This window comes from Rheinheimera oceanensis, assembly GCF_018831085.1.
Classification (GTDB): Bacteria; Pseudomonadota; Gammaproteobacteria; order Enterobacterales; family Alteromonadaceae; genus Alishewanella; species Alishewanella oceanensis.
The window spans coordinates 25115-50206 of sequence record NZ_JAGPNM010000012.1 but is presented as its reverse complement, the minus strand read 5'-3'; the positions used below and the strand labels follow the sequence as shown (position 1 = coordinate 50206).

Here is a 25092-nt window from a genome sequence, read left to right as displayed (position 1 = left end):
TGCAATAGATGGCTTGCTTATTGATCTGGTTGATATCGTCTGCAAGACCCAAATACCCCATTGGGGAATAACATTGCCTTTGTACTTTTAATCGCTGATGAACCTACCCTGTTCAAACACCTGCACCGACGCAGGTTCACCATTTACGTAATACACCCAACGGCCATGACGCTGGTTGTCAAGATACTCGTCGATGCTGTTCAAACTGCCATCTTCGTTAAAACTGTAAACTTTGCCTTGTATCCTGCCTTGCTGATCATACTGCATCAGCCCCAGCAGGTGGCCATTGGCAGAAAATGCCTGCCACTTACCTACTTCACGCCCGGCTTTATAGTTGCCGTGCCACAATTTAAGTTCCCGGTAGTTGTTTTCGTCCTGCAACTGCCAGGCACCTTCTCGTTCGCCATTAACATAACGGCCTTTGGCCTGTATCTGGCCATCAAAGCTGTGGCGTAAATAGTCACCGTGCAATTTGTCGTTTTTATAAAACTCCTGCCACAGTACTAAACCATTGGCGGTTATTTCTGTTCTTTCGCCTGACAGCTGGCCTTGCTGGTTAAACTGCTCAGTCAGTGTCACATCCCGGGTTTGGGTTATCCACTGCCCTACTTTTACGCCGTGCTGATATTTGCCACGCACAAAGCTACTGCCATCTTCCGACTCTTCACGATAGTCGCCATGCATTTTGCCGTTAACATAGCTTACCCGTTTTGTATCACCATTCCAGGCCGACCCTAAGTACAGCCCCTGATACTGATCACCAAGCTTCTCTTCGCGTGTGGTTAGCTCACCATCAGCGTTATAGCTTTCGCGTAAACTCCAGTTCTTGGCAGTATTTTGCTGATACTTATAACTTAGCCTGGCATCGTCGGTAAAACGTTGTTCAGTACTCACATAGCCTTCTGCCAGATACTGTGTATCGGTTTGCGTACTGATATTGCCGTTTTTATGATAGTCAATGCGCTGGATTTCCCGGCCGTCAGCATCATAGTTTTGCTGCTGCGTTAGCTCCCCCAACCTGCCGAACTGTTGCTGCAGCCCTACCAGAATGCCATGCTGATAGTTTTTTACAGAACCTAATATGCCGTCAGCCTGATAATAGCGCTCTTCACCGTGCAGTTTACCGTTAAGATAGTGTTGCTGATAAACCAGCCAGCCCTCTTTACTCCAGTACAGCCGTTCGCCCTGATTTTCACCAGCCACTTTATTAACTCTTTGTTCCGGCTTACCGTTATCATAAAAAGCTTCAAACAAGCCTTCCATACCGTTTTCGCCGTAAGTTACCTTCGATGCCAACTGGCCGTTAGCATGAAAGCTCTGCGCCAGCCCCAGATTTTCGTTATTAACACGTTGCTCATGGCGGTGTAGCTGGCCATTTTTATGATAGGTTTTCTGTTCACCATGCAACTGGCCATTTTGATACTGATATTCGCCCTGTATGGTGCCATCTTCCCAATAGTGCCGGTGAGTGCCGTGATAACTGCCACCGGCGGTACTGCTGCCTGAGCGCGATAACTGGCCGTTTTCGTAGAAAAACTCAAAATCACCAACCGGATAATGCCCGGCTAAATCCGGCCCGTTTAAGCTGCCTTTAAAAAAAGGTTTGTTGGTCGAAAGATGAAATAACTCTAATGGCCAAACGCCGTTTTGCTGCTGCGGTGCCTGGTTAATGTAATACATGGCTTCGCCGGGCTCATCGCTGGGTTGCCATTGTTGATCCAACAAAATACGCTCTGCTGCCAGGTTAAACGATAACAACAGTGCGCATAAGACTAATAAACTTTTCATAGTGCGCTCCTTAAGGTAAAGCCGGAAATTGCGTATGCCACTGCTTATTAACCGGCTCACCGGTTGTTATCAGTTGTTCAATAGTCAGGCTACGGCCCGCCAGGGCAAACCAGCGGCCATCCTGCAATACCTGTTGCAGCGGTTGCTGGTAAAAATCAGGGCTGTCAGCTGCGATTAATGGCGCTAACGCCTGCTCTCTGGCATTTAAAAAACGATAGCGTTGCATAAACTGACTAACGCTTAGCGTAGTATCAACATCTGGCAGCTGGCTGATATCTATAAGCCAGTTTTGCTCCGGCTGGTAGGCTACCGTTTGCCACTGCGGTGTACCGGCGCAGGTTAAGTTGCTGCTTACCTTGATGCCATAAAAGTTACGCCGGATACCATCTGCTGTACTTAACATATAGCGGATGTGTTTATCCGGCGCACCGCTTAGGTTGTTACTGGTTTTAACCTGAGTCCACTGCAATTTATGGCCATTAACTTCAGGTGCTTGTGTAATACTTAAGGTGCAAACTGCAGCCTGTTCTGCCGTAAGCTGCAGGCTTACGCCGTAGTTATTGACCATTTGCAGTTCAAGCAAGGCAGGATCGGCTTGCTGCGGTGCAAATTCAGCAAAGTTGTCATACAGGCCATCGTACATGTCCTCCAGATATAACAACTCCTCATGCGCTGGCGGATAAACCGCTTTTTGCCCGTATTGCTCTGCCGGCATAAAGATAAGGTCTTTACTAAACACTGTGCTGTCAGACACAGCATTAACATAGAATGTCAGGCTGGCGGGTAATTGTGTAAAAGTAAACTGTACCCGGTTTTCATACTGCTGTGATGCTGCCAGCGCCACCATAGTTTGCTCTTGATCGCTTAGCCAATCGGGTGCTTCGCTATGTGGCTGCAGATATTGCACTGTAGCGCCTTCTGCACCATCGTAGCGGCGCAGTAACCACTGCTTATCACTACCGCGGCTGGTTAAGCGGTAAGTAAGCGGTTCGCCTGCTACCGGAGCTAACTCCAGTTGTAAATCTTCATATTGCGCCGTTACCGTTTTAGCCGGATCAGGCGTCAGGCTAAGCGTAACTATTTTGCCTGGCGTATACTGGGCCGTGGCGCTGAACTGGGCTACCTGCTGCAGTATCTCTGCCGGAGCATTCCAGCCAACCAACAGGTTTTGCCGCACCGACTTATACAAACCATTCTGATCCGGATAGCTGTAGCTGCCGCTTTCTTCCAGTTGCAGCGGCAGAGTTTCACCCTGAGCATTGCTGGCGGTGATATTAGTTAACTGAAATTCGCCGGTCGGCATCATCTCAGAGAAATCATGCTGATACACCAGATGTAACTGGTGATCCTGCTGCTGAAAGTAGCCACCATCAAAAGGAAATACTTGCTCTTGTGTCAGGGCAATATTGGCGTCATCCACGGCAAAGTCAGGTTGCGCTTCATACTCAAAGGCAGGAAAATCGCGGTCATAATTAAAGCGCTGGCTCAAATCACCTAATTGTGGCTGTTGCTCAAACATCATGATGTTGCTGCGCATAGTGCCACTGTAGCCATAGCGCTCAAACGGCGCTTCAACTATCAGTGTCAGGCGCACTAACCAGCCACGCTCACGTTCCAGCAGCATCTGGCCATAAAATTTACCGTCATCCTGCTCACTTTCTACTTTAGCCAGTACATGAGTGTCCGTAACCTTAAGTACCGTCAACCTAACGTCTGCCTGACCTTGATAAGCAGGCAACTGCACGGTAGCGCCCACTGTTGCCGGTATTTTGTTGATAAAGGTGGCTGAGCCGAACAGCTTTTTCATTTCCTGCTCCAGCTCTGCACCGCGATCAGCCAGCAACGCCTGCCACAGTGGTTTATTTAACGCACTGTAATCTGTTACGCTGCCGCTGCGTAAGTTAGCGGTAAACTCAAATCCCTGGGAAAGAAGCGCATGCATCTCAGGGTTACGCTCAGCACTGTCGGCACTGCTGACACCGCCACCCTGGCCATCGCGCATTTGCATATAATCAATATGCACTTCAAAGCGGCTGTCGGCACCGGTATCAGTGACTTTGTAGCGAATTAACTGATGTGATGTAGCTTTAAGTGTTTCAGTTCGCCGGCCGTTATCGGCTTTGATACTGGTGGTGGTGTATACCTGATAACTGCGCTCCTCGCCCCGCTCGGGCTTAAACTCAACATCAGTATCAAAAAAAGAACAGGCGGATAAAACAAAACAAGCGAGGACACAACAGAGGTACTTCATGGCATTCCTATTACGTTACTAAAATAAAACGACGCAGTTTAACCGTTAAAGCCCTGTAAATAAAATGCTTTATCTGGTTAGGCACTGCGTCTTGCAAATTTCGTAACTAAACGCTTACATTTTACCCTTACGTCGCTGGTATACCACCAATACAGCAGCCGCACACAATAGTAATAATTGGGCAGCTAAGCCCTGCACTGTCGGGTAAACACCTAACCAGCTTACCGTTGGCAGCTGCAGCGGAGTTATTGGCATAGAACCGGCCTCTTGTAACGCCACAACGCCTTTTCCTGCCATTACCACCGCCAGCACTATCATTAGTACTGCGGTACTGCCAAAAAAGGTTTTTAATGGTAGTTTCAGGGCAAATTTAAACATGGCAACACCCAATATCAGCAATGTCAGTAACGCCGCTACTATACCGGCGATAAAGCTGGACTGGTGCACCGCCCCGCCCTGCAGCCACAATGACTGATAAAATAAGATGGTTTCAAATACTTCACGGTAAACCGCTAAAAACACTACCAGCCCAAGACCAAAATAAGCACCGGATTTCAGCGCTTTATTTACCTGCTGGCCAATAAATTGCTGCCACTGCGCGGCGGATGTTTTGCTGTGCATCCAAAAACCCATATAAAACAAAATAGCCGCTGCGGTTAAAGCGGTATAACCTTCAGTCAGCTCTCGCGAAGCACCCGATATGGTAATAACAAAGCTGGCAACTACCCAGGTAACGGCGCCCAGTGCCAGTGCGGCCACCCAGCCGTAATGCACTGAACGCTTTAAGCGCGGCTGTTGTGTTTTTACCGCTACGCTGTATATCGCTGCTACAACCAGCAGGGCTTCCAGCCCTTCACGCAGTAAAATCAGTAACGCCAGCAAAAATACATTAAAGGGTGCCAGCTCGGTTTCATCTAAAACCTGCTGCGCCTGTTGCAGTAACTGCTGTATTTCGCTGATCTCTGCCTGTAATACTGCAGTGGCAGCTTGCTGTTTAATTAACTGGCGCAGCTGCAACATACGCTGTTCAATGTGATCTTTTAACGCACTGTCTACCGCCGCCAGATTGTTTTCTGCCAGCTCGAAGCCATCCAGATATGCCGATACCGCCAGATCGTACGCCTGGGCATAGTGCTGTTGCTGCACCAGCGGCATAATTAAATCCAGCTTGCCGTGTGCAGTATGTAATGGTGAGGCCTGGGCAGCATTAAAAAACTGCTCTGGCTGCTGGCGAAACAAAGCCATTAGCGCTGCGCCATGCTCGGCATACTGTTGTGTCACATCATGTGGGGTAGCCGTAATTAAATTTGTGATGGCGGTTTTACTAATCAGTACCGACGGCACTGCTTTAGCCACTTTGCCTTCACCGGCATCCGGCAAAGCCCTGCTGGCACCTATCTGATCTTCGCTGGCAAGAGCACCAACGTAAAACGCCAGATCCCAGCGGCTTTGCTCATCCAGATGTGCAAAAGCCACCATACCGGTATCGGCAACGCCCAGGCTAATGGTATTAAACAGGCCAAATAAACTGCGGGCGTTATAGCGCTCAGTGTCATAAAAGTCGGTTGGTGCCGGGTCAAGAGCTGTGCCTGCCGGGCCATCTCCGTGGCCGGTATCACCATGACAAGCAGCACAATTTTGCTGATACAAAGCTTTGCCACGCTGGTGATCCGGTGCTTGTAGTGGCAGTGTAATAGCAGGCATGCTGGCAATAACCATTTTACGCATAGCAGCTGTTAATTGCTGAATTTCAGCTTCATCGGCATGGTTGGCTACCAGTTGTTGCAGCAACGCCGCCTGCTGCTGTAATTCGGTTTGCCCGGCTGGTAAATGCGCCGGGATCAGGCTGGCAAATTCCTGCATCTCAGCAAATTCGGCGGCATTTACCACCTGGCCATGTTGCACAGCTTCTTTATAATCGGCACCGATATATTCAATTAACTGGATAAGTTTGTCAGACGCCTGGCCAGGTAAGGTAACGAGGAATAAACACAACAACAGCAGCTTTTTCATGGTACAGCTCAAAACTTAAAAGGAATGATTCGCATTATACTCGTTTTATTGGCAACTGTTGCACCAATATTGGTTAACCGCCTTAAGAAACACGCTTCTTGCCGATTAGCCTTGCCAGCTCTGCTGCATTTGCCCGCAACCGGCTTTTATGAGTATGCTGTAGCATAAGCACCATTGCCGGAGAAACTATATGATTTTACTTAGCTATTTTGAGCCGGAAACCAACAACTGGCGTGAAACCACTTTAGCCCGGTTGCCAGGCTATTTACCGGCTGATGCCAGCTTATGGATAAATCTGAATAACGCCAGCCAGGAAGAGCAGTTGCAAGTTCTGCAACATTTTGCCATAAGCCCGACCCTGGCTGAAGATTTCAGCCGCGAGCGTCATCCGCCGAAGATGGAAGCACAAACCGACTTTACCCTACTAATTATGCGCGGTTATGCCGATGCTGACTTTAGTGAATACAACAGCAGTGCCCAGGTTAATCTGTTGTATTCCAAACAAGTGTTAATCAGTAAAATACAATGCCATAACCCTGTGCTGTTAAAGCAATTAGAGCCTCAGCTGACAGCCGGGAAAAACCATAATGTTGCCGAGTGGATAAAACAGTTAATTTTTGCAGTATCAGGTAGTTACCTGGAAAAACTAATAAACTTTGAAGACGAACAGAGTGAGCTGGAAGATGTTATGCTGCACAGCGGCAACGACGAGAAAATGGCCCTGATTATGCGCTACCGTTCGGTGCTACGAAAAATAAACCGCAACCTGGCCTATCAGAAAGATATTTTTTCTGACGCTTTGTATGAAGAGCAAAGCGCGCTGTTGCGTCATTTTAACAACACTGAAATCCGCGACTTTTATGAGAAATTTGAACGGCTGCACAGTATGACTGACATGTACTACGATCAGCTTAGCGATCTGGTGCATAGTTATATGTCTACCACCTCGCACCAGATAAACGAACGGATGAAAGTACTGACTATGGTAAGTACCATTTTCATACCACTGACATTTATTGCAGGTATATACGGCATGAACTTTATCAATATGCCAGAGCTACAAATGAACAATGGCTATTTTATTGTATTAATTGCTATGGTGACAGGCGGCATAGCCGGGCTGACATGGTTTAAAATACGCGGCTGGTGGTAATGCCACCACAGGCTAGGGAGTTGTAAATGGCTGAAAACCAACCGCTGGATATTGAAGAAATTGTACGGGACAGCTTTAACGAAGACGAAGCAGAACACCTGACCGGAAAGCTAAGCCAGCTGGAGCCGGAAGAAATTGCTATTGCACTGGAGGCTATGCCGGTAGAGCAACGGGTAAGTACCTGGCTAAGCCTGCACCCGGATGACCAGATAGCAGCACTGACCTATATGCGGGTAGACGCCCGCGACAATATATTTAAGCAATTAGACGAAGCGCAGCTACGTAGCCTGGTTGAAGGCATGGAAGTTGACGATCTGATTGAACTGCTTGATGAGTTGCCGCAGCGGATTTATGACTACGCCTGCTCACGTCTTGATGAAAGCCAGCGTCGCTGGCTGGACACTGCACTGGCATATGATGAAGATCAGTGTGGCCGTTATGCTGATCACGATATGCTGATCATCAATAAAAATGCCAAAGTACGTGATGCTATCCGGCTGTTTCGCCAGTTGGCAGAAGATGCAGAGTACCATGATGCCCTGTTTGTGGTAGACCGCACCGGCCGCTATGCCGGGCTGGTGCATGCCACACAATTACTCGGCCTTGCCAGCCATTTACCGATTGAAACCGTGATTGATAACGAAGCTCCTGTGGTTGAAGGTGAAATGGAGCTGGATCAGGGCTCGGATATCGTGTCGCGCTCCGGCTATACCGCCCTGGCGGTTATCGACGACGAAGGCAAATTGCTTGGCCGTTTATCTATTGGTGAAGCGCTGGAAAACGTGCGCCGCAGTCTGGAAAGCCAGTTTATGCACACCGCAGGTCTGGACGAGGAAGAAGACTTATTCGCGCCGGTATTATACAGCGCCAAGCGTCGCGCGTTGTGGTTGGGTGTCAACCTTATTACCGCTTTTCTGGCAGCCAATACCATAGGGCTATTTGAGGCTACATTGGCAGAGGTCGTGGCTTTAGCCGTACTGATGCCAATAGTGGCCAGCATGGGAGGCATTGCCGGCAGCCAGACACTCACCCTGATAATCCGCGGCCTGGCGCTGGAACAAATTACCCCGCAAACCCATATGACGTTATTGCGTAAAGCCTTAGGTGTAGCTGCGCTTAACGGCTTGCTGTGGGGTATGGTCATTGCGGTGCTAACTTATGTCTGGTTCGACAACTGGATTATTTGTATTGTTATCGGGCTTGCCGTCATTATTAATATCATCGTGTCGGCATTTGCCGGTGTTATCATTCCAATCTGGATGAAAAAGGTAAATATTGACCCGGCTTTAGCAGGTTCAGTTGTACTAACGGCCATTACCGACATGACCGGTTTTTTTGTGTTCCTGGGTTTAGGCTCATTACTGCTGCTGACATAAAAAGCAAGCTGATTATTTATCGCTGACAACTGTATTGTTGCTGCCTCAGGGCGCAGACACTTTTACAATAGCAGCTGATCTTACCTCTTATTGGAGAGCGCATGAAAATTGCGATTTTATCGCGCAATGCTGAACTGTATTCCACCAAACGCCTGGTGGAAGCAGCAACCAGGCGTGGCCATCAGGTACAGGTGATTGATCCCCTTACCTGTTATATGAACGTTAACCGTACCAATTCCTCTATTCACCATAAAGGCCAGGTACTGGAAGATTTTGACGCCGTTATCCCACGCATCGGTGCCTCTATCACGTTTTATGGCACCGCTGTACTAAGGCAGTTTGAAATGATGGGTGTATACAGCTTAAATGAATCAGTTGCTATCAGCCGCGCCCGTGACAAACTGCGTAGCCTGCAGTTATTAGCACGTCAGGGGATCGGCCTGCCGGTAACCGGTTTTGCTGATAAGCCCGGCGATATCCCCGACCTTATCGAAATGGTAGGTGGTGCCCCTTTGGTGATAAAGCTGCTTGAAGGTACCCAGGGCATTGGGGTGGTGCTGGCTGAAACCCGTACCGCTGCCGAGAGCGTAATAGAAGCCTTTATGGGGTTAAATGCGAATATATTGGTGCAGGAATATATCCGTGAAGCCAATGGCGCGGATATCCGCTGCTTTGTTGTCGGCAATAAAGTCGTCGCCGCAATGAAACGTCAGGCTAAAGCCGGTGAGTTTCGTTCAAACCTGCACCGCGGCGGTACAGCTTCAGCGATCAGGCTAAGTAAAGAAGAGCGCAGCACAGCTATCCGGGCTGCGAAAACCATGGGTTTAAATGTCGCCGGTGTAGATTTACTGCGCTCTAATCATGGCCCGGTAGTGATGGAAGTAAACAGCTCACCGGGGCTTGAGGGCATTGAAGCGGCAACCAACAAAGATATTGCTGATATCAGCATTGCTTTTTTGGAGCAAAAAGTGGCCAGCCACAAAACCAGGCGCAAACTTAACACCAAAGGAACCGGCTAATGCAAAATGGCACCAGAGCACCTTTTATACTGGGCAACAGTAATATTCCACCGGGCAGTCGAGCTGTAGTAGATATCCCTTTTGGTAAACTGTATACCCATACTGAACTGAACATTGGTGCCCATGTGATCCATGGCCGTAAAGACGGGCCGGTATTGCTGGTAACCGCAGCGCTGCACGGCGATGAAATTAACGGTGTGGAAATATGCCGCCGTCTGCTAAAGCTGCCACGACTAAACCAGCTTAAAGGTACGCTTATTATAGTACCGATAGTAAACACCTACGGCTTTGTGCAGCAATCCCGCTATTTACCCGATCGGCGTGACTTAAACCGCAGCTTTCCCGGTAGCGAAAAAGGCTCACTTGGCAGCAGGATGGCATTTCAGTTTACCGACAAAATATTAAAAAACTGCACCCATGCTATTGACCTGCACACCGGCGCTATCCACCGCTCTAACCTGCCCCAGGTACGCGCCAGCGCCAAAGATAAAATAGCCCTGCGCATGGCCGAAGTGTTTAATGCCCCCATTATTATTAAAGCCGCCAGCCGTGATGGTACTATGCGCGGCACAGCCAATAATCTGGGCATTCCGCTTTTGCTCTATGAAGCCGGCGAAGCGCTGCGCTTTGACGAGCAATCGATTAATGTCGGCGTACGCGGTATTTTAAATGTCATGACTGATTTGGGTATGCTCAGAGCGATGCGGAAAAAGCCCACCACCAAATCATTATTTTCGAAGAAAAGCAGCTGGGTACGGGCCGAGCATGACGGCATAGCCCGTTATTATGTGGGCCTGGGGCAAACGGTAAAAACCGGCGATGTGCTGGCGCATATCTACTCACCCTATTCCGATTTTGAAGTGGCGGTACCTGCCAGCTTTGACGGTATTGTGATTGGCCGTAACAACCTGCCGCTGGTAAACGAAGGTGAAGCACTGTTTCATGTGGCTGAAGTCAGCTCGCTTGATGAAGCAGAAAAAACCCTTGATGCCATTAACGACGAAGTAGATAACGCCATGCCACCGGTGCTGGGCGAAGAATATGGTGTGGTGTAAACCGCTACTGTTTTTGTGAGACCACGTCGTAACGTTTCAGCTCGGGCAGGCGCTGTTGTAATTGTTTTTCAATTTCGTCCAGCTCCTGCATACGCTGACAAAATAGTGCCGACTTTTCTTCCAGCTCTACCGCTTTGGCATCCAGCCCCAGATTAATTTTGTCTACCATTTGGCCAACTGACTGCCAATCCTGGTTATCTGAACGCTCAAAATTGCTATCTGAGTGGCGCAAGGCATCGCGCAGTGCTCCCCAGACCGCACCAACCGTATGGCGGGCCAGATTATCCAGCTGAGGTTTTAACTCGTTATGCAGAAAGTAATCCAGTTCATTCAGGCTTTGCGGCGCCAGATAGAAATGATCGTTGCTTCGCACAAAGCGCGACATCCACTGAAAGGTTGTTTCCCGCACCAGCTCACGCCACTCGGCCTGCTGCGCCTGGCTGCCAATGCCACTAAACATGGCTTCAATGCTGGATAACCCCAGCTCAACACCATCTACCGCTATACTAACAATTTCTGGCACAAAACGGCGTAAGCCCTGGCTGTACTGCATCAGCAATAAGGTGTCATCGTCTTCCAGTGTGATCCACTCACCGCGGATAAACAGTTGGTGATCAGCATTTATCTGCACATGGGTGCGGTTGTTTTGCATAATACGGATCTGATCAGGCGAGATAATAATACCGTGTGCAAAAGCCATATTGCACTCAGCGGCAGAGAGCAACGGCGCAAACAACAGCATAAAGATACAGAAAAAACGCTTCACTGATAATTTACCCGGTAACAATGACAGACAAAGCCTACGTCAGCACTGTAAAAAACACATTACCCTGCATCGCAGGGCAGTTGCCAACTGTCGAAAATGCAACCTGATGCCATATTAATAGAATGGTTCTATCGACACACTGCCATCTACCAGCAGTATTTTTGACGGGCCGTATTCACGGCGGCTGCGGATAATGTCTTTATCAAAGTGCACTTCAACTGCAGAAAATAACTGCTGATGCGCCACAATAAGTGCCTGCCCCAGTTTTTCTTTGCGCTGCACTTCCAGTGCTTTAACATCCTCTATTAACGCTAACGCCACAGTTTTGTGCTCATCAAACTCGCCCTGCAACTCCTGGCGACGCACTTCTATCTGAGCATTACCTTCAATTTTCTTCAACTTTTCCAACTGTTCACGAATTTCCAGCATATCTTTTTTCGCTGCTGTAATACTGGCACGCAGTACTTCTTGTTTTTCTACTATCGGATCGGTCAGCCGGTTAAGTTCAATATAAATATTGCTGCTGGACGGTGCACCAAGGTTGCCGGTATGAATGCCATAATCCAGATAATAATAGCCACCAATCACCTTACCATTAGGGTTGTCTTCAGGGCCGGCATACACTTTGGCAGCAGACACTGCACAATGCATTATTTGTTTTTTTACATAAACATTGCCGCTGGCGTTTAAGCGGGCATACTGGGCAATATTACACTCTATATCGCCCTGAGCTTTTAGCTCAGTGCTGTACTCAGTGTCTTTTTCTGCGGTGGCTATCTGATGGCCGATAATGGCACCACCAATTCTGATATCGCCACCGGCCTCTATCAGGCTACCTTCAACAAAACCTTTTACAAATACATTGCCGCCGGCGATCACTTTCATACTCTCAGTTACATCGCCGTTAATAACAACAGAACCGCGAAAAATAATATGCCCGGTAGCCAAATCAACATTCTTTACGGTAAATACTTCATCGACAGTAGCACCATGTTCGATGACCCGTGGTAAACCATCACGCGCCGCCAACAGTAAATCGGCATCTTCTGTCGATAACTCACTACCCTCGCCCAAATTCCACTCTATAACCTGGCCGGGTGTGGCTGGCAGTACATTGCCGGTAACGGTCATGCCATCTATTCCGGCAGTAGGCGGATGCCGGCGCATTAATGGCTCAGCAGCACGAATTGACGGAATAACACCAAAGTCGCGTAAATCGGCCTTTTCTTCAGATTGCAGTACAGGTTTATTACGGCGGCTTTCCATATCGGGGATCAGTGCTTCAAAACGGGAATCAGCTCCCTGCACTATCTGGCGGCCACGCGCAATAACCAGTTTAACTTTACTGCCGGGTTCAGCCTTGCTGGCATGGGTCACCAGCTTGATGATATGTTCTTTACTAAAGCCAAATACTACCCCGGCTTCCTGCGCGGCTTTAACCAGCATATTGGCCGATACCGGAGCCCCACCCCAGGCTGAGGTGATAATGGCAGCAGCTGACATTTTATCTTCACTGATATCAAACTTAAGCTCAGCCGGGCGCATGTCAGCAATACGATAGGTTAATGGCACACCTTCGGCTTGCAGTTTGTCTTTAATTTTTTGCTGAATTTGCTGATATTCGATCAGCAGATTGGTAAGTTGATCCTGGATCAAAAAGCAACGGCCGTAGCCAGCTTGTTGTAACTGGGCGTTAACGTCCTGCGCTGTCAGCGCATTCAGAGTTACAGGCACGGTTATCTTTATACTATTATTGTGCTCGGTAAATTGCATATGGCTTCACACTTCAGGTTACTGCACGAAAGCTAGTCTAATGAAGCAAATAACCGGCCTTAACACAAGCCCTTTTGTTAATATAGGGCCCAGTTGTGGCTAATACATCAGATATAGTTTTCCTGATGGATACGGATAAACAGTTCTGTACCCGCTTTACTGTAATCAATTTTATATTCTTTGTTATTAATAGCCTGAACAAACAGTAAGGTTTTCACCTCGCTAAAAACGTCAGAGCTGGAAATATCTACCACTTCCATATAGCGATCTTTTGCATCGGCCTTATTAGCCGGTACCGTTTCAGTAAAAACTTTCACGCCATGGCGTGTTACGATTATTACCGGGTCGTTATCATCATTCACTACAACCAAGTCAAGCTTTTTATTCTTATGTATCAATGTGTTGCGACCACTAACTAAAAATGCTTTTTCGTAAGTATTCATTCATTGCCCTGCACAATATCCGGTAATGACAATATTATGATACAGTCAGTACCTAGTGTCTAGGTTACTGTATTCTGGATACATTGTAACCTCGCCTGATTAATCTGCTTACACAGGTTAAGCGCATCTGCTTCGCTAAGCTCAACAGGCACAAAAATATCAAAGCCGGTGGCATTTGCCAGGCGTTGCATCCGGTGAGCGAAAGCCGCCTTAATGCCGTTATATTGCTGAGCCGCTGTGTTGAAGTTTTCGCCCTCCGCCATCAGCTCACTGGCGCACTGGCCGCGGTCACACCCCTGGCGTATTGCTTCAACATACAAGGCGCGTTGCTCTGTCATAATACGCACAGCCAACCGCAGTGGTAAGCTTTGTAAAAAACTGTCGTAGTCGGTCAGTTTAAAAGCAATATAGCTGAGTTTTTTTTGCTCCAGCTGCGGTACACCGCTGTATAAAAAACTGTTCCAGGGCAAAAACCAACTGCCGCGGCGGTGAAAATACTGTAAGCCTGTTTCATCATACTGCAAAAAGTAGGCAGGCTCCGATAATTTAGCCCAACCGGCAAACAGCCCAAGTGCTGCCATAACAAATGCCAGCGCATGCAGTACATTAAGTTGCTCTACCCAAAGCATACTAAGCAACAGTAACAGCAATACAGTGCTACTGCCTATCATCAGTGCCGCGCCGCCACGACTGGCACCACCCTGAATTTGATTCAGCTGCATATTCATTACCTCCGCTGCCGCTATATTATGACTAATATGACAGGCTTTGCTGCTTAGTTCAGCAGATATTGCTGAATCAAACCGCAGTTATACCCCGCTGAATCGACCAACGCCGCTACGACTGCGATAACAGGAAATCTAAACAACGCTTTCTTCCATACAATAAGGCAGAAATTATTATTAAGTTGTTATCCGGGGTTATCGTGGCAAAATTACATTCAAAATTAATTTGGGTGATTCTCATCGCTCTGCTGGTATTAGTGGGCTATTTGTACTGGATACCCAGCCAGAAAACTGACATCCGCCGCGACGCCGCTGTTGTAGCAGTAAGTACTGCTAAAGTAGAAACCAAGCCAATGATCCGCAGTGTTAATTCACTGGGTACCGGTATTTCCAATAACTCCATTCAGTTGATTTCCCCTACCAGTGACTTTGTTACAGAGCTGAATATCCGTGAAGGCAAAGCCATCAAAAAAGGCGAAGTGATTGCCCGTTTACATGATGTACAGGAGCGTGCGCGCGTAACAGAGCTTGAAGGCATACTGGAAGATCAAAAACGTCAGTTAGACCGGCTTAAAAATCTGGCCACCACTCAGGCCACCGCACAATCACTGCTGGATGAACAAGAAACCCGTGTTAATACCACGCTGGCACAGCTTGATATTGCCAAAGCCCAATTAGCAGAAATGACTATCCGCGCGCCTTTTGATGGCTATCTGGGCCTGCGCCAGGTTAGTGTTGGTGCTTATATTACCAATGGTACAGTGATCACCACGCTGGATGACTTAAATACCTTACGTGTAGCTTTTAGTGTTGCCGAACATTATCTGGCTGATATCAGCGTAGGTATGCCTTTAACCGTCACCAATGCCGCTTATGGCAATATCACCTTTAAAGGCAAAGTCAGTGCGATTGATACCCGGCTAGACCCGATAACCCGCACTGTAACAGTACACGGCGCTTTACCCAATGAAGATTTACGCCTGCGCCCGGGCATGTTACTGCATGTAAAACTGGAGCTGGATAACCGTCAGGCCATGCAAATTTCAGAAAAAGCGCTGGTGCCGCAGCAGCAAAAACAGTTTGTTTATAAAGTAGGTGCTGATAACAAAGTCACTCAGGTTGAGGTAAAAACCGGGCAACGCGTACCAGGCTGGGTTGAAATACTCAGTGGGTTAGAGGAAGGCGACGAAGTGGTAGTTGAGGGCATTCAGAAACTGCGCTCAGGTGTTACCATTAACCGGGTTGGAGGCTGATATGCTGCTGTCCGATTTGTCGGTTAAAAGGCCGGTATTTGCTACTGTTATAAACCTGCTGCTACTGGTATTTGGCATTGTCTGTTTTAGTATGCTGCCACTGCGTGAGTACCCGGATATCGATACTCCTATTGTTAGTATCAGCACTAACTACCCTGGCGCCTCTGCCGAAATTGTTGAGTCTAAAATTACCCAGTTGCTGGAAGATCGCATCAGCGGTGTTGAAGGTATTAAAAATATTAACTCGGTCAGCCGTAATGGCCGCTCGAATATTTCTATTGAATTTGCCGTTGAACGCGATATAGATTCTGCTGCCAACGATGTACGTGACCGGGTGTCACGTGCGCTGAACAACCTGCCAGATCAGGCTGATCCGCCTGAAGTGTCCAAAGCCAGCGACGATGAAGACACTATCGCCTGGTTTGTACTAAACAGTGAAACCATGACCTCACTGGAGTTAACCGACTACGCCGATCGTTATATTGTCGAGCGCTTCTCTGTAGTTGACGGCGTTGCCCGTTTACAACTGGGCGGTGCACGTGATTACGCCATGCGTATCTGGCTGGACCGCGATGCCATGGCATCGCGCGGCGTAACCGTACAGGATATTGAAAGCGTATTACGGGCTGAAAACGTAGAGCTGCCTGCCGGTAATATAAAATCTACCGATCGTGATTTTACCGTGCGCGTAGTACGCACCTATAAATCACAGGAAGATTTTCGCAAGCTGGTAATAAAACGTGGTGCCAATAATTATCTGGTGCGGTTGGGTGAAGTTGCCGATGTATTGCTAACTGCAGAAAATGAAGAAAGCGAGTTTCGCGGCGACGGTAAAAATCTGCTTGGTATAGGTATCATTAAACAGTCAAAGGCCAATACGCTGGAAGTTGTTAAAGCCGCACGGGCAGAAATGGAGCGGATTAAACCCACCCTGCCCGAAGGTACCACCATTGAGCCGGGTTATGATTCTTCGCTGTTTATCGCCGAGTCAATTAAAGAAGTATACAACACCCTGGCCATAGCAATGGCTTTGGTTATCGTAGTGATCTTTTTGTTTTTAGGTAATATCCGCGCCACTTTTATTCCGGCCATTACAGTACCGGTATCGCTGGTCGCGGCGGTTACTGTGTTGTTTGCACTGGACTTTTCTGTCAACCTACTAACCTTGCTGGCTATGGTTTTAGCTATAGGCCTGGTGGTAGATGACTCTATCGTGGTGCTGGAAAACATTTACCGTCGGATTGAGCAAGGCGAACATCCGCTGCTGGCGTCATATCGTGGTGCTCGTGAAGTTGGTTTTGCGGTTATCGCCACCACACTGGTGCTTATTTCAGTGTTTGTGCCGCTGGTGTTTATGCAGGGCCAGTTGGGCAAGCTGTTTACCGAGTTTGCGTTGGCCATAGCTGCCGCAGTGGCATTTTCCAGTGTCACGGCGCTTACATTGTCCCCCATGCTGTGTAGTAAGTTACTGACGCATCAGAAACGCGAAAGCAAACTGGGGCTGTGGCTGCATAGCGCCTTTCATAAACTGGAAAATGCTTACCGGCGCCAGCTGGACGTGGTGTGCGCCACACGCTGGCCGGTAATTATAGTGGTTGTATTGTGTTTTTCTGCCAGCTATATGCTGGTAAAACTACTGCCCAGCGAGCTGGCACCGGTTGAAGACCGCGGTACCTTTTTTGTAATGATGAGCCCGGCTGAAGGCGCCAGCTACACCAGCAACAGCCGCAATATGCGTTTGATTGAAGATGTACTTATGCCCTACTACCACGGCGGCGAATTTAACCGCTTACTGGTACGGGTGCCTGGCTGGGGTAACAGTGGCGGTATTGCTATAGTCGGCACAGAAAACTGGCATAACGGCAAACGGCGCACACAGGAATTAATGGGCGAAGTGGGTGTAAAGCTTAACGAGATCCCCGATGTGCGTGCCTTTACCTTTATGCGCAGCGGTCTGGGCGGCGGTGGCGGCGGTGGCCGGCCAATCCAGTTCGTGTTGCAGGGTAATACCTATGAAGAACTGGCGCGCTGGCGTGACATTGTGATCAGCAAAGCGTCAGAAAACCCTAATATTCTGATGCTGGATCACGACTATAAAGAAACCGTACCGCAAATACTGGTTGAAATTGACACCGAACGTGCCGGCGATCTGGGTATCTCTGTCGGTGCTATCGGCCGTTCTTTAGAAGCCATGTTAGGCGGACGCCGGGTAACCACCTTCTTAGATCGCGGTAAAGAATATGACGTTATTATTGAAGGTCTGGATGACGATTTCCGCTCGCCGGGCAGTATCAGCAATGTGTATCTGCGCTCGGATACCTCAAACGAACTTATTCCGCTGGATAACCTGGTCACACTGCGTGAAGAAGCTACATCGTCAAGCCTGAACCGTTATAACCGCATGCGGGCAATTACCTTAACTGCCAGTATGGCACCGGGTTACAGCCTGGGCGAAGCACTGGAATACCTGGAAAACGTGGTTAAAACTGAAATACAGGATACCGTTGGTATTGACTACAAAGGTGAGTCGCTGCTGTATCAGGAGAGCGGCAGCTCTACCCTGATGGTGTTTATTCTGGCCCTGCTTATTACTTATCTGGTGCTGGCCGCGCAGTTTGAAAGCTTTATTCACCCGCTGGTTATTATGGTCACGGTGCCTCTGGGGTTAGTTGGCGCCTTATCGGGGCTGTATTTTAGTGGTATGACACTGAATATCTACAGCCAGATTGGCCTGGTTATGCTGATTGGCCTGGTGGCGAAAAACGGTATTCTGATTGTTGAGTTTGCCAACCAGTTGCGCGATGCCGGTGTAGAATTTGTTGCTGCCATTCAACAAGCTGCAGCACAGCGGTTACGCCCTATTGTGATGACAGCCTTTACCACCGCGATGAGCAGTATCCCGCTGATAGTCGCATCAGGCCCGGGTTCAGAAAGCCGGATGGTAATAGGTATGGTGATCTTCTCCGGCGTGGCGCTGGCAACACTGATGACAATCTATGTAGTGCCGGTAATGTATATTGCTATAGCACGCAATACCGGCTCACCCAAGCGGCTGGAGCATAAGCTACAACAACTGGAAAAAGAAGCTCCAGATGCACACGCGGCAGATGAAGTGCATCCCAGCTGATAGTAGTCAGCTCTGGTGTTCGCTAAAAAACGCCCCGCATAACCGGGGCGTTTTTTATTACAACACTATTAAGCTACGGGTAAGCTACCGGGCCCTGTTGTTTGTCAGAGCGCGTCAATACCCTCGCCTTCTTTATCTACCGGTGGCGGTGGCAGCATATCTTCACGGCTGATGCCGAGAATTTCAGCAATCGCACTGGCAACATACACTGAAGAATAAGTACCTACCGCAATACCAAACAGCAGTGCCGTAGCAAAACCGTGTATTAACGCGCCGCCCATATAAAACAACACCACTAATACCAGTACCGTGGTTAAAGAGGTAATAACCGTGCGGTTTAATGTGGAGGTAATGGCATCGTTAATAGTTTCAGCTACTGTTGTTTCACGCAACTTACGGAAACTTTCACGAATACGGTCAAACACCACTATGGTATCGTTAATCGAGTAACCTATCAGCGCCAGTATCGCGGCCAGCACTGTTAAATCAAATTCCAGCTGCAATACTGAGAACAACCCCAGGGTTAAAATAACGTCGTGTGCCAGCGCCGCTACTGCCCCCACCGACAAGCGCCATTCAAAGCGCATGGCAACATACGCCAGAATACCCAGCAGTGCCATCAGCATGGCCAGGCCACCGTCTTGTTTTAGCTCTTCGCCTACACTTGGCCCGACAAACTCTACCCGGCGCATAGTTACCGCATCTGCCTGTTGGCTGTTCAGTGCCTGCAGCACGGTATCGCCCACCTCTGCCTGGGCAATATCGGGGCGTAGCGGAATACGGATCAACACATCGCGGCTGGTACCAAATAGCTGTACCACGGCATCGTCATACCCGGCATTAGTCAGTGTTTGCCTTACGGCGACTAAATCAGCTGGTTTGGCAAAACCAACTTCAATGACAGTGCCACCGGTAAAATCCAACCCCCAGTTAATGCCATTTATAGCAATAGAAGTAAAAGAGCCCAGCACCAGCAAAGTGGATAACACCACCGCTGCCCATTTTAACCGCATAAAATTCAGCGGTTTGGCAAAGTTAAATACCTGCATAGTGTGCTCCTTATATCGGTAGTGACTGCACGCGGCGGCCACCCCAAATTAAATTAACTAATAACCGGGTGCCAACTACCGCCGTAAAAATAGATGTTAAAATGCCTATCGCCAGCGTTACTGCAAAGCCTTTTACCGGCCCGGTGCCAATGCCAAACAGCACCAGAGCTACCAGTAAGGTGGTAATGTTAGAGTCAGCAATAGTGGCAAAAGCACGGTCATAGCCATGATGAATAGCCTGCTGCACCGAGCGCCCTTCCAACAACTCTTCACGGATACGTTCAAAAATAAGCACATTGGCATCTACCGCCATACCTACCGTTAGTACTATACCGGCCATACCCGGTAAGGTTAGGGTTGCACCGGGGATCAGTGACATAACCCCAACCAGCAGGACCAGATTGGCTACCAGTGCTATATTGGCTACCATGCCGAAGGCTTTGTAATACACCGCCATAAACAACAGCACCACAACCATGCCCCACTGAATAGCGGTTATGCCAAGCTCGATATTTTCTTTACCTAAACTGGGGCCTATGGTGCGCTCTTCAATAATCTGAATGGGAGCAATCAAAGCGCCGGCACGCAGTAAGGTGGCCAGGTTTTGTGCTTCTGCCGGCGAGTTAATACCGGTAATCACAAAGTCGCGGCCCAAACGTGCCTGAATGGTGGCGTCGTTAATCACTTCCTGCTGTTTAATCAGTACAGGGTTGCCGTCAGCGCCTATTTCAGTGCCGGGCTTATATTCAATAAATACCGAGGCCATACGCCGGCCTATCGTGTCTTTTGTACTGGCTGAAAGTAAGCTGCCACCTTTAGCATCCAGCTTAATATTTACCTGCGGCCGGCTGTATTCGTCATAACCCGAACTGGCGCCGGTAATATGATCGCCGGTAAGCATAATGCGTTTTTCCAGCAGCACCGGGCGGCCATCACGGCTGTAATATAACTCTGAATTTGGCGGCACCCGGCCTTCAAGCGCGGCAGCTAAATCGCCGTCTGTGTCTACCAGACGAAATTCCAGCGATGCTGTAGCGCCAAGTATTTCTTTCGCCTGCGCTGTGTCTTGCACTCCGGGCAATTGCACCACGATGCGATCTGCCCCCTGGCGCTGTACTAACGGCTCGGCCACGCCAATTTCATTTACCCGGTTACGGATAATGGTAATGTTTTGTTCCAGCGCATATTCACGGATCTCTTTTAAGCGGTTTTCGCTAAGGCTAACCAGCAAAGTCTGGTTGTCGCTGCCGGTGGTAAATACCAACTCACGATCACGCTGTTTTAACGCTGCTTCGGCAGCAGCCAAATCCTCAGCGCTGCGAAAAGTAATCTGTACCTGGCCACGTCCAATGTCGGCCTGCACATTGCGGTAGCGGATTTTATCTTCACGCAAGTCGGCGCGGAAAGTTTGCACCATGTCGTTCAGGTTTTTATCCAGTGCGGCTTTCATATCTACCGCCAGCAAAAAGTGTACGCCGCCGCGCAAGTCCAGGCCCAGGTTCATCGGCGTAGCACCAATGGCGGTTAACCAACCGGGCGTGGCCGGTGCCAGGTTAAGTGCGGTAATAAAATTTGCCCCCAACTGCTGGTTGGCAATTTCACGCGCCTGCAGCTGATCTTCGGTACTGTTAAAACGGGCCAGAATTTGGCCTTCTTCCAACACCACCGATTTAGCCACAATATTGGCAGCGCGGAAGCCTTGTTCCAGTTGCAAGCGGGTTTGCTCTGCAACAGTGCCTCCGCGGGTAGCGCTGATATTCAGCGCCGGATCTTCCGGATATAAGTTTGGCAGTGCATATACCAGTGCCAGCAATAACATGCTAATCACCAGCACATAGCGCCAGGCAGGGTTTTTATTTAACATCAGTTTATCCTTACATTCTTCCTTACAGCCGCCAGCGATACGGCAACTGCAAGACTGTGCAACACTTTGCGACAACCACGCCGGTGGTTAATAACAGAAAAGGCAAAGTGTGATTTGTAACCGGCTGAATACCGTGCAAGCACAAATAAAGTGCGCGGCTAGCACGTAAAATATGTAATCAGTTTGCCGGGTTAAGCTCTAACTTCAGGAGAATAGCGGCGGTGCTCTGGCTTGTTGCGGAGTAAGGAAAACGGATGAATGCAGTACAGACAATACCGCAGGGATAACAGAAGATGCACTAAACACCACACTGCGTTTTACAGGTATTACTACAGGTTGGGGGTCATCGTCTTTGTCTTGGGGTGTGTTCAGCGTATGCTGATGCAGTGAGGGGTTTACTGCATGAAATTGTGTATCTGCCAGCGGTGATAAGCGTGGATCGTGCACAGAAAATTCTTGCGGCGTACACAATAAGCTTAGATAAAACAGTATGGCAAAACTACTCAGCCAGCGCATAACACCTCATTTTACAGGGCACGTAATCTGCTAAGCAGGTTTACGTAAGCGCATAATGGGCCCTAATTCACCACAGTACAAGCGTTGGCAAAAGAAAATTTGCTGTCGCGCGCACTAAATCACCTTTGAATAACGCTGCTGGCCCTGGCTTAAATAAGCATCAAAGCAGGCGCAAATACTGCGCACCCACAAGCGCCCTGCTGCGGTTACATGTATCCGCCCGGCATAGACCTCAACCAGGCCATCTTCCATAAACGGCTGCAAGCGCTCAAGTGCCGGGGCAAAGTATTGCCAGAAACCATGCAAGCACCACTGGCGGCTGAATGTTTCTATGTCCAGCTCAAAGTGGCAAATTAACTGGCTGATAAGTGCTGCCCGTAGTTTGTCATCAGCGCTTAAGCTAAAACCGCGTTCAACCGGCAACTGGCTGGCAGCAATAGCCGCATAATATGCCGGTAGTTCTTTACTATTTTGCCACAGTACCCCATTTACCTGGCTGATGGCGGACACGCCAAGACCAATCAGGGCATTTTGTCCGGCAGTAGTATAGCCCTGAAAATTACGCTGCAGCTTACCGGCAAGCTGAGCTTTAGCCAGCGCATCATCGGGCCGGGCAAAATGGTCCATACCAATAAACTGATAACCGGCCGCCATAAAGGCTTTAATGGCCATGCATTGTAGCTGCAGTTTAAGCGTGGCATCTGGCAGGCTGGCGTTGTCCAGCTTGCGCTGGGCAGCAAAACGCTCAGGCAAATGCGCATAGCTGAATAACGAAATACGGTCTGGGTTCAGGCGGATAATTTCATCCAGCGTGCAGGCAAAACTATCTGGCTGCTGGAAGGGCAAACCATATACCAGATCAAGATTAACCGAGTTAAACCCCAGTTGGCGGCTAAGCTGCACCTGATGGCAGATAAGTGCGGTGTCCTGCACACGGTTAATGGCAATTTGTACTTTTTCATCTAAATCCTGCACGCCAAAACTCACCCGGTTAAAGCCCAGCGTACGTAAATGCGCCAGTTTACTGTCATCGCAACTGCGCGGGTCGATTTCAATGCTGATTTCCGCATCCGGCTCTATCGCAAAGTTGCTGTGCAGCAGCGCCATTAAACGACTAAGTTGCACTTCAGTTAAAAAAGTTGGCGTACCACCACCCAAATGCAGCTGAGTAATCTGCTTTTGCGCCAAAAACGGACGGTACAACACCATCTCCTCTGCCAGCGCATCCAGATAGCTGTCGGCTTTATGCTGATGCCGGGTTACCACCTTATTGCAACCGCAGTAGTAACACAGCTTATGGCAAAACGGGATATGGACATAAAGGCTAAGCTGGTCCGGGCCTTGCCCTATTGCAATCGGGAGCAGCGTTTTATCAAAATCAGTACTTAACGCCAGCGCTGTGGGGTAAGAGGTGTAACGCGGGCCATTAATATTATACTTGCTGATTAACTTTGGGTCCCAGTTGCTGCCGAACATCTTAACCTCTTTAACACTGCTGGCGATTGACTAATAGCCATGATAAACCCTGCTGTGTCAGCTGATATTGATCTGCCTCAGGCTTGGTTTAACTATCACTGTGCAAGCGCAACAATATTCGTCAGCACCTCTGGTAACGGCGGGGAAAAGGATTTACTGTATTTACTTATTAAGGCTGCGTTCAGCCTCGCCTTTTAATGGCAGTTAACAACCGCTACAGCAGTAATAGAAACACCGGAGCAGATATGGGATCCAAGCTATATAGCAAATACCGGGCACTTGCCGTTGCTACGCTATTTGGATGCGTGTCAGCGCAAAACGCTTTGGCACAAGAGCCAGTGTTCCCCTACCAGAACTGGGCTGAGGTCGTGCGTAGCAAGCCTTATGCAGAAAGCAAAGGCGTGTATGACAATGTGATGAATGTACGGCGCTGGATCCTTACCCGCTCAGGTCATTGCACTGAGCGCAACCGCCATCTATTGTTTGATATGCGTGGTAATTTTCTGCAGTTTATTGAAGACGCTGCCGACTCGTTGCAAACCCAGCTAATTCTGAATCAAACCCGTCAGGGCATGGCACAACAAGGTGTGGTTCATGCCTGGGTAGAAGGCAATAGCCAGACCCTGGGTTACCCTTTTGCTATTCGCTGTCATCAGCCCTATGTAGATTTACCTCTGGCCATATCCCGCTATCTGGGAGAGCACCCGGACGGCCGCTTGTCTGGAAACTGGGATGGTATTAAAGTGGGCAGCCCTGACAAGCAAGCCTCATTGCATGACACCCTGCGCCTGGTGCACGCCCGCCGGGTGCAGCAAAAGCGCATCAGTCTGCCCGACAACTTACTTTCAGATCTGGCCGGCATGTTAATTATCGAAAGTGGTGGCGTACGCGAAGCACACTCAAAAGCCAACGCCAGAGGGATCCTGCAGCTGACACCTCAAGCACTGAAAGATTGCAAAGTACCAAACAATAAACAACTGCACCGTATTGCTCAGGTAGATTGCGCGCTATGGCTGTTTGAACGCAACCACCGGATGCTACGGCCGGTATTTTTGACACGCTTTGGCCATCTGCCGGAAGAAAAACAGGAGCACATATACCGGCTGCTGCTGATCCAGGCTTATCATGGCGGCCCAGGCCGGGTAAGAGCGCTGCTGATAGACGACGAGTTCAGCAAACCCGCTGCTTATTTTGCCGAACACCACCAGGACTTCAGTGCCGGCGATATCGCCTTTGGTATGGTATTCCATAACCTGGGCCGCAATCGTTTAGGCTTTGCCTCACTGTATTACACTGCCGATATCCGCATTGCGTTGCAGCAGCTGGAGTCCAAGCAGAGCGCCCGCCTCGCTCTGGGGCAGCCTGCCAAAACGCCGATACCGCCGGGAATAAACCAGCTAAGCGGCAAGCTGTAACAGTTTATGCCGATAACGGCCAATTACAGC

The 25092-nt window shown here is 49.0% G+C and carries 18 protein-coding genes; 7 read left to right on the top strand and 11 right to left on the bottom strand.

All coding sequences use genetic code 11. The features are described from left to right. Positions 1-87: 87 nt before the first annotated feature. The 3 genes from J3B89_RS19085 to J3B89_RS19075 form a co-directional block, all read right to left on the bottom strand. The gene (locus tag J3B89_RS19085; RefSeq protein ID WP_215399226.1) at positions 88-1788 is read right to left on the bottom strand and encodes a toxin-antitoxin system YwqK family antitoxin; all 1701 of its coding nucleotides are present in this window, start codon (positions 1786-1788) and stop codon (positions 88-90) included. Positions 1789-1798: 10 nt separating this feature from the next. Beyond that, complete coding sequence (locus tag J3B89_RS19080; protein WP_215399225.1) at positions 1799-4039, bottom strand: hypothetical protein; 2241 nt, start codon at positions 4037-4039, stop codon at positions 1799-1801. 114 nt (positions 4040-4153) lie between these two features. Further along, complete coding sequence (locus J3B89_RS19075) at positions 4154-6052, bottom strand: cytochrome c/FTR1 family iron permease (protein ID WP_215399224.1); 1899 nt, start codon at positions 6050-6052, stop codon at positions 4154-4156. A gap of 190 nt (positions 6053-6242) precedes the next feature. Between J3B89_RS19075 and J3B89_RS19070 the strand changes: the two genes are divergently transcribed. From J3B89_RS19070 to J3B89_RS19055, 4 genes are all read left to right on the top strand, one after another. Further along, entirely contained in the window at positions 6243-7205 is a 963-nt protein-coding gene (locus J3B89_RS19070) for a magnesium transporter CorA family protein (RefSeq protein WP_215399223.1), read from the top strand. A 26-nt stretch (positions 7206-7231) separates the two neighbouring features. Then, positions 7232-8581 (top strand): magnesium transporter, encoded by a 1350-nt coding sequence (locus J3B89_RS19065; protein WP_215399222.1) that lies wholly within the window; start codon positions 7232-7234, stop codon positions 8579-8581. Positions 8582-8682: 101 nt separating this feature from the next. Further along, a complete protein-coding gene (gene rimK, locus J3B89_RS19060) occupies positions 8683-9600 on the top strand; it encodes a 30S ribosomal protein S6--L-glutamate ligase (protein WP_215399221.1) in 918 nt (305 codons plus the stop codon). Continuing rightward, positions 9600-10655: a succinylglutamate desuccinylase/aspartoacylase family protein gene (locus J3B89_RS19055; protein ID WP_215399220.1), complete on the top strand. Its 1056-nt coding sequence runs from the start codon at positions 9600-9602 to the stop codon at positions 10653-10655. Before rimK ends, J3B89_RS19055 begins: the two co-directional genes overlap by 1 nt. 4 nt (positions 10656-10659) lie before the next feature. On the opposite strand, the gene J3B89_RS19050 is transcribed toward J3B89_RS19055, so the two are convergent. From J3B89_RS19050 to J3B89_RS19035, 4 genes are all read right to left on the bottom strand, one after another. Further along, positions 10660-11355 carry a DUF2884 family protein gene (locus J3B89_RS19050; protein ID WP_215399219.1) on the bottom strand — a complete coding sequence of 232 codons (696 nt, stop codon included), beginning with the start codon at positions 11353-11355 and terminating at the stop codon, positions 10660-10662. Positions 11356-11535: 180 nt separating this feature from the next. After that, positions 11536-13155: a flagellar assembly protein A gene (locus J3B89_RS19045; protein WP_349814237.1), complete on the bottom strand. Its 1620-nt coding sequence runs from the start codon at positions 13153-13155 to the stop codon at positions 11536-11538. A gap of 146 nt (positions 13156-13301) precedes the next feature. Then, complete coding sequence (locus J3B89_RS19040; protein ID WP_215399217.1) at positions 13302-13637, bottom strand: hypothetical protein; 336 nt, start codon at positions 13635-13637, stop codon at positions 13302-13304. 59 nt (positions 13638-13696) lie between these two features. After that, on the bottom strand, positions 13697-14359 hold the full coding sequence (locus J3B89_RS19035) for a DUF2982 domain-containing protein (RefSeq protein WP_215399216.1): 663 nt from the start codon (positions 14357-14359) through the stop codon (positions 13697-13699). Positions 14360-14562: 203 nt separating this feature from the next. Between J3B89_RS19035 and J3B89_RS19030 the strand changes: the two genes are divergently transcribed. Then, the gene (locus J3B89_RS19030) at positions 14563-15615 is read left to right on the top strand and encodes an efflux RND transporter periplasmic adaptor subunit (RefSeq protein WP_215399215.1); all 1053 of its coding nucleotides are present in this window, start codon (positions 14563-14565) and stop codon (positions 15613-15615) included. Between the two features lies 1 nt (position 15616). After that, the gene (locus tag J3B89_RS19025) at positions 15617-18742 is read left to right on the top strand and encodes an efflux RND transporter permease subunit (protein ID WP_215399214.1); all 3126 of its coding nucleotides are present in this window, start codon (positions 15617-15619) and stop codon (positions 18740-18742) included. A gap of 104 nt (positions 18743-18846) precedes the next feature. Here J3B89_RS19025 and secF read toward each other — a convergent pair whose 3' ends face one another. From secF to hemN, 4 genes are all read right to left on the bottom strand, one after another. After that, on the bottom strand, positions 18847-19791 hold the full coding sequence (gene secF, locus J3B89_RS19020; protein ID WP_215399213.1) for a protein translocase subunit SecF: 945 nt from the start codon (positions 19789-19791) through the stop codon (positions 18847-18849). Positions 19792-19801: 10 nt separating this feature from the next. Then, complete coding sequence (gene secD, locus J3B89_RS19015; RefSeq protein WP_215399212.1) at positions 19802-21655, bottom strand: protein translocase subunit SecD; 1854 nt, start codon at positions 21653-21655, stop codon at positions 19802-19804. A gap of 204 nt (positions 21656-21859) precedes the next feature. Next, on the bottom strand, positions 21860-22171 hold the full coding sequence (locus tag J3B89_RS19010; protein ID WP_215399211.1) for a hypothetical protein: 312 nt from the start codon (positions 22169-22171) through the stop codon (positions 21860-21862). A 114-nt stretch (positions 22172-22285) separates the two neighbouring features. Next, entirely contained in the window at positions 22286-23647 is a 1362-nt protein-coding gene (hemN, locus tag J3B89_RS19005; RefSeq protein WP_215399210.1) for an oxygen-independent coproporphyrinogen III oxidase, read from the bottom strand. Positions 23648-23892: 245 nt separating this feature from the next. On the opposite strand from hemN, the gene J3B89_RS19000 reads away from it, so the two are divergent. Further along, positions 23893-25062 carry a transglycosylase SLT domain-containing protein gene (locus J3B89_RS19000; RefSeq protein ID WP_215399209.1) on the top strand — a complete coding sequence of 390 codons (1170 nt, stop codon included), beginning with the start codon at positions 23893-23895 and terminating at the stop codon, positions 25060-25062. Positions 25063-25092: the final 30 nt, after the last annotated feature.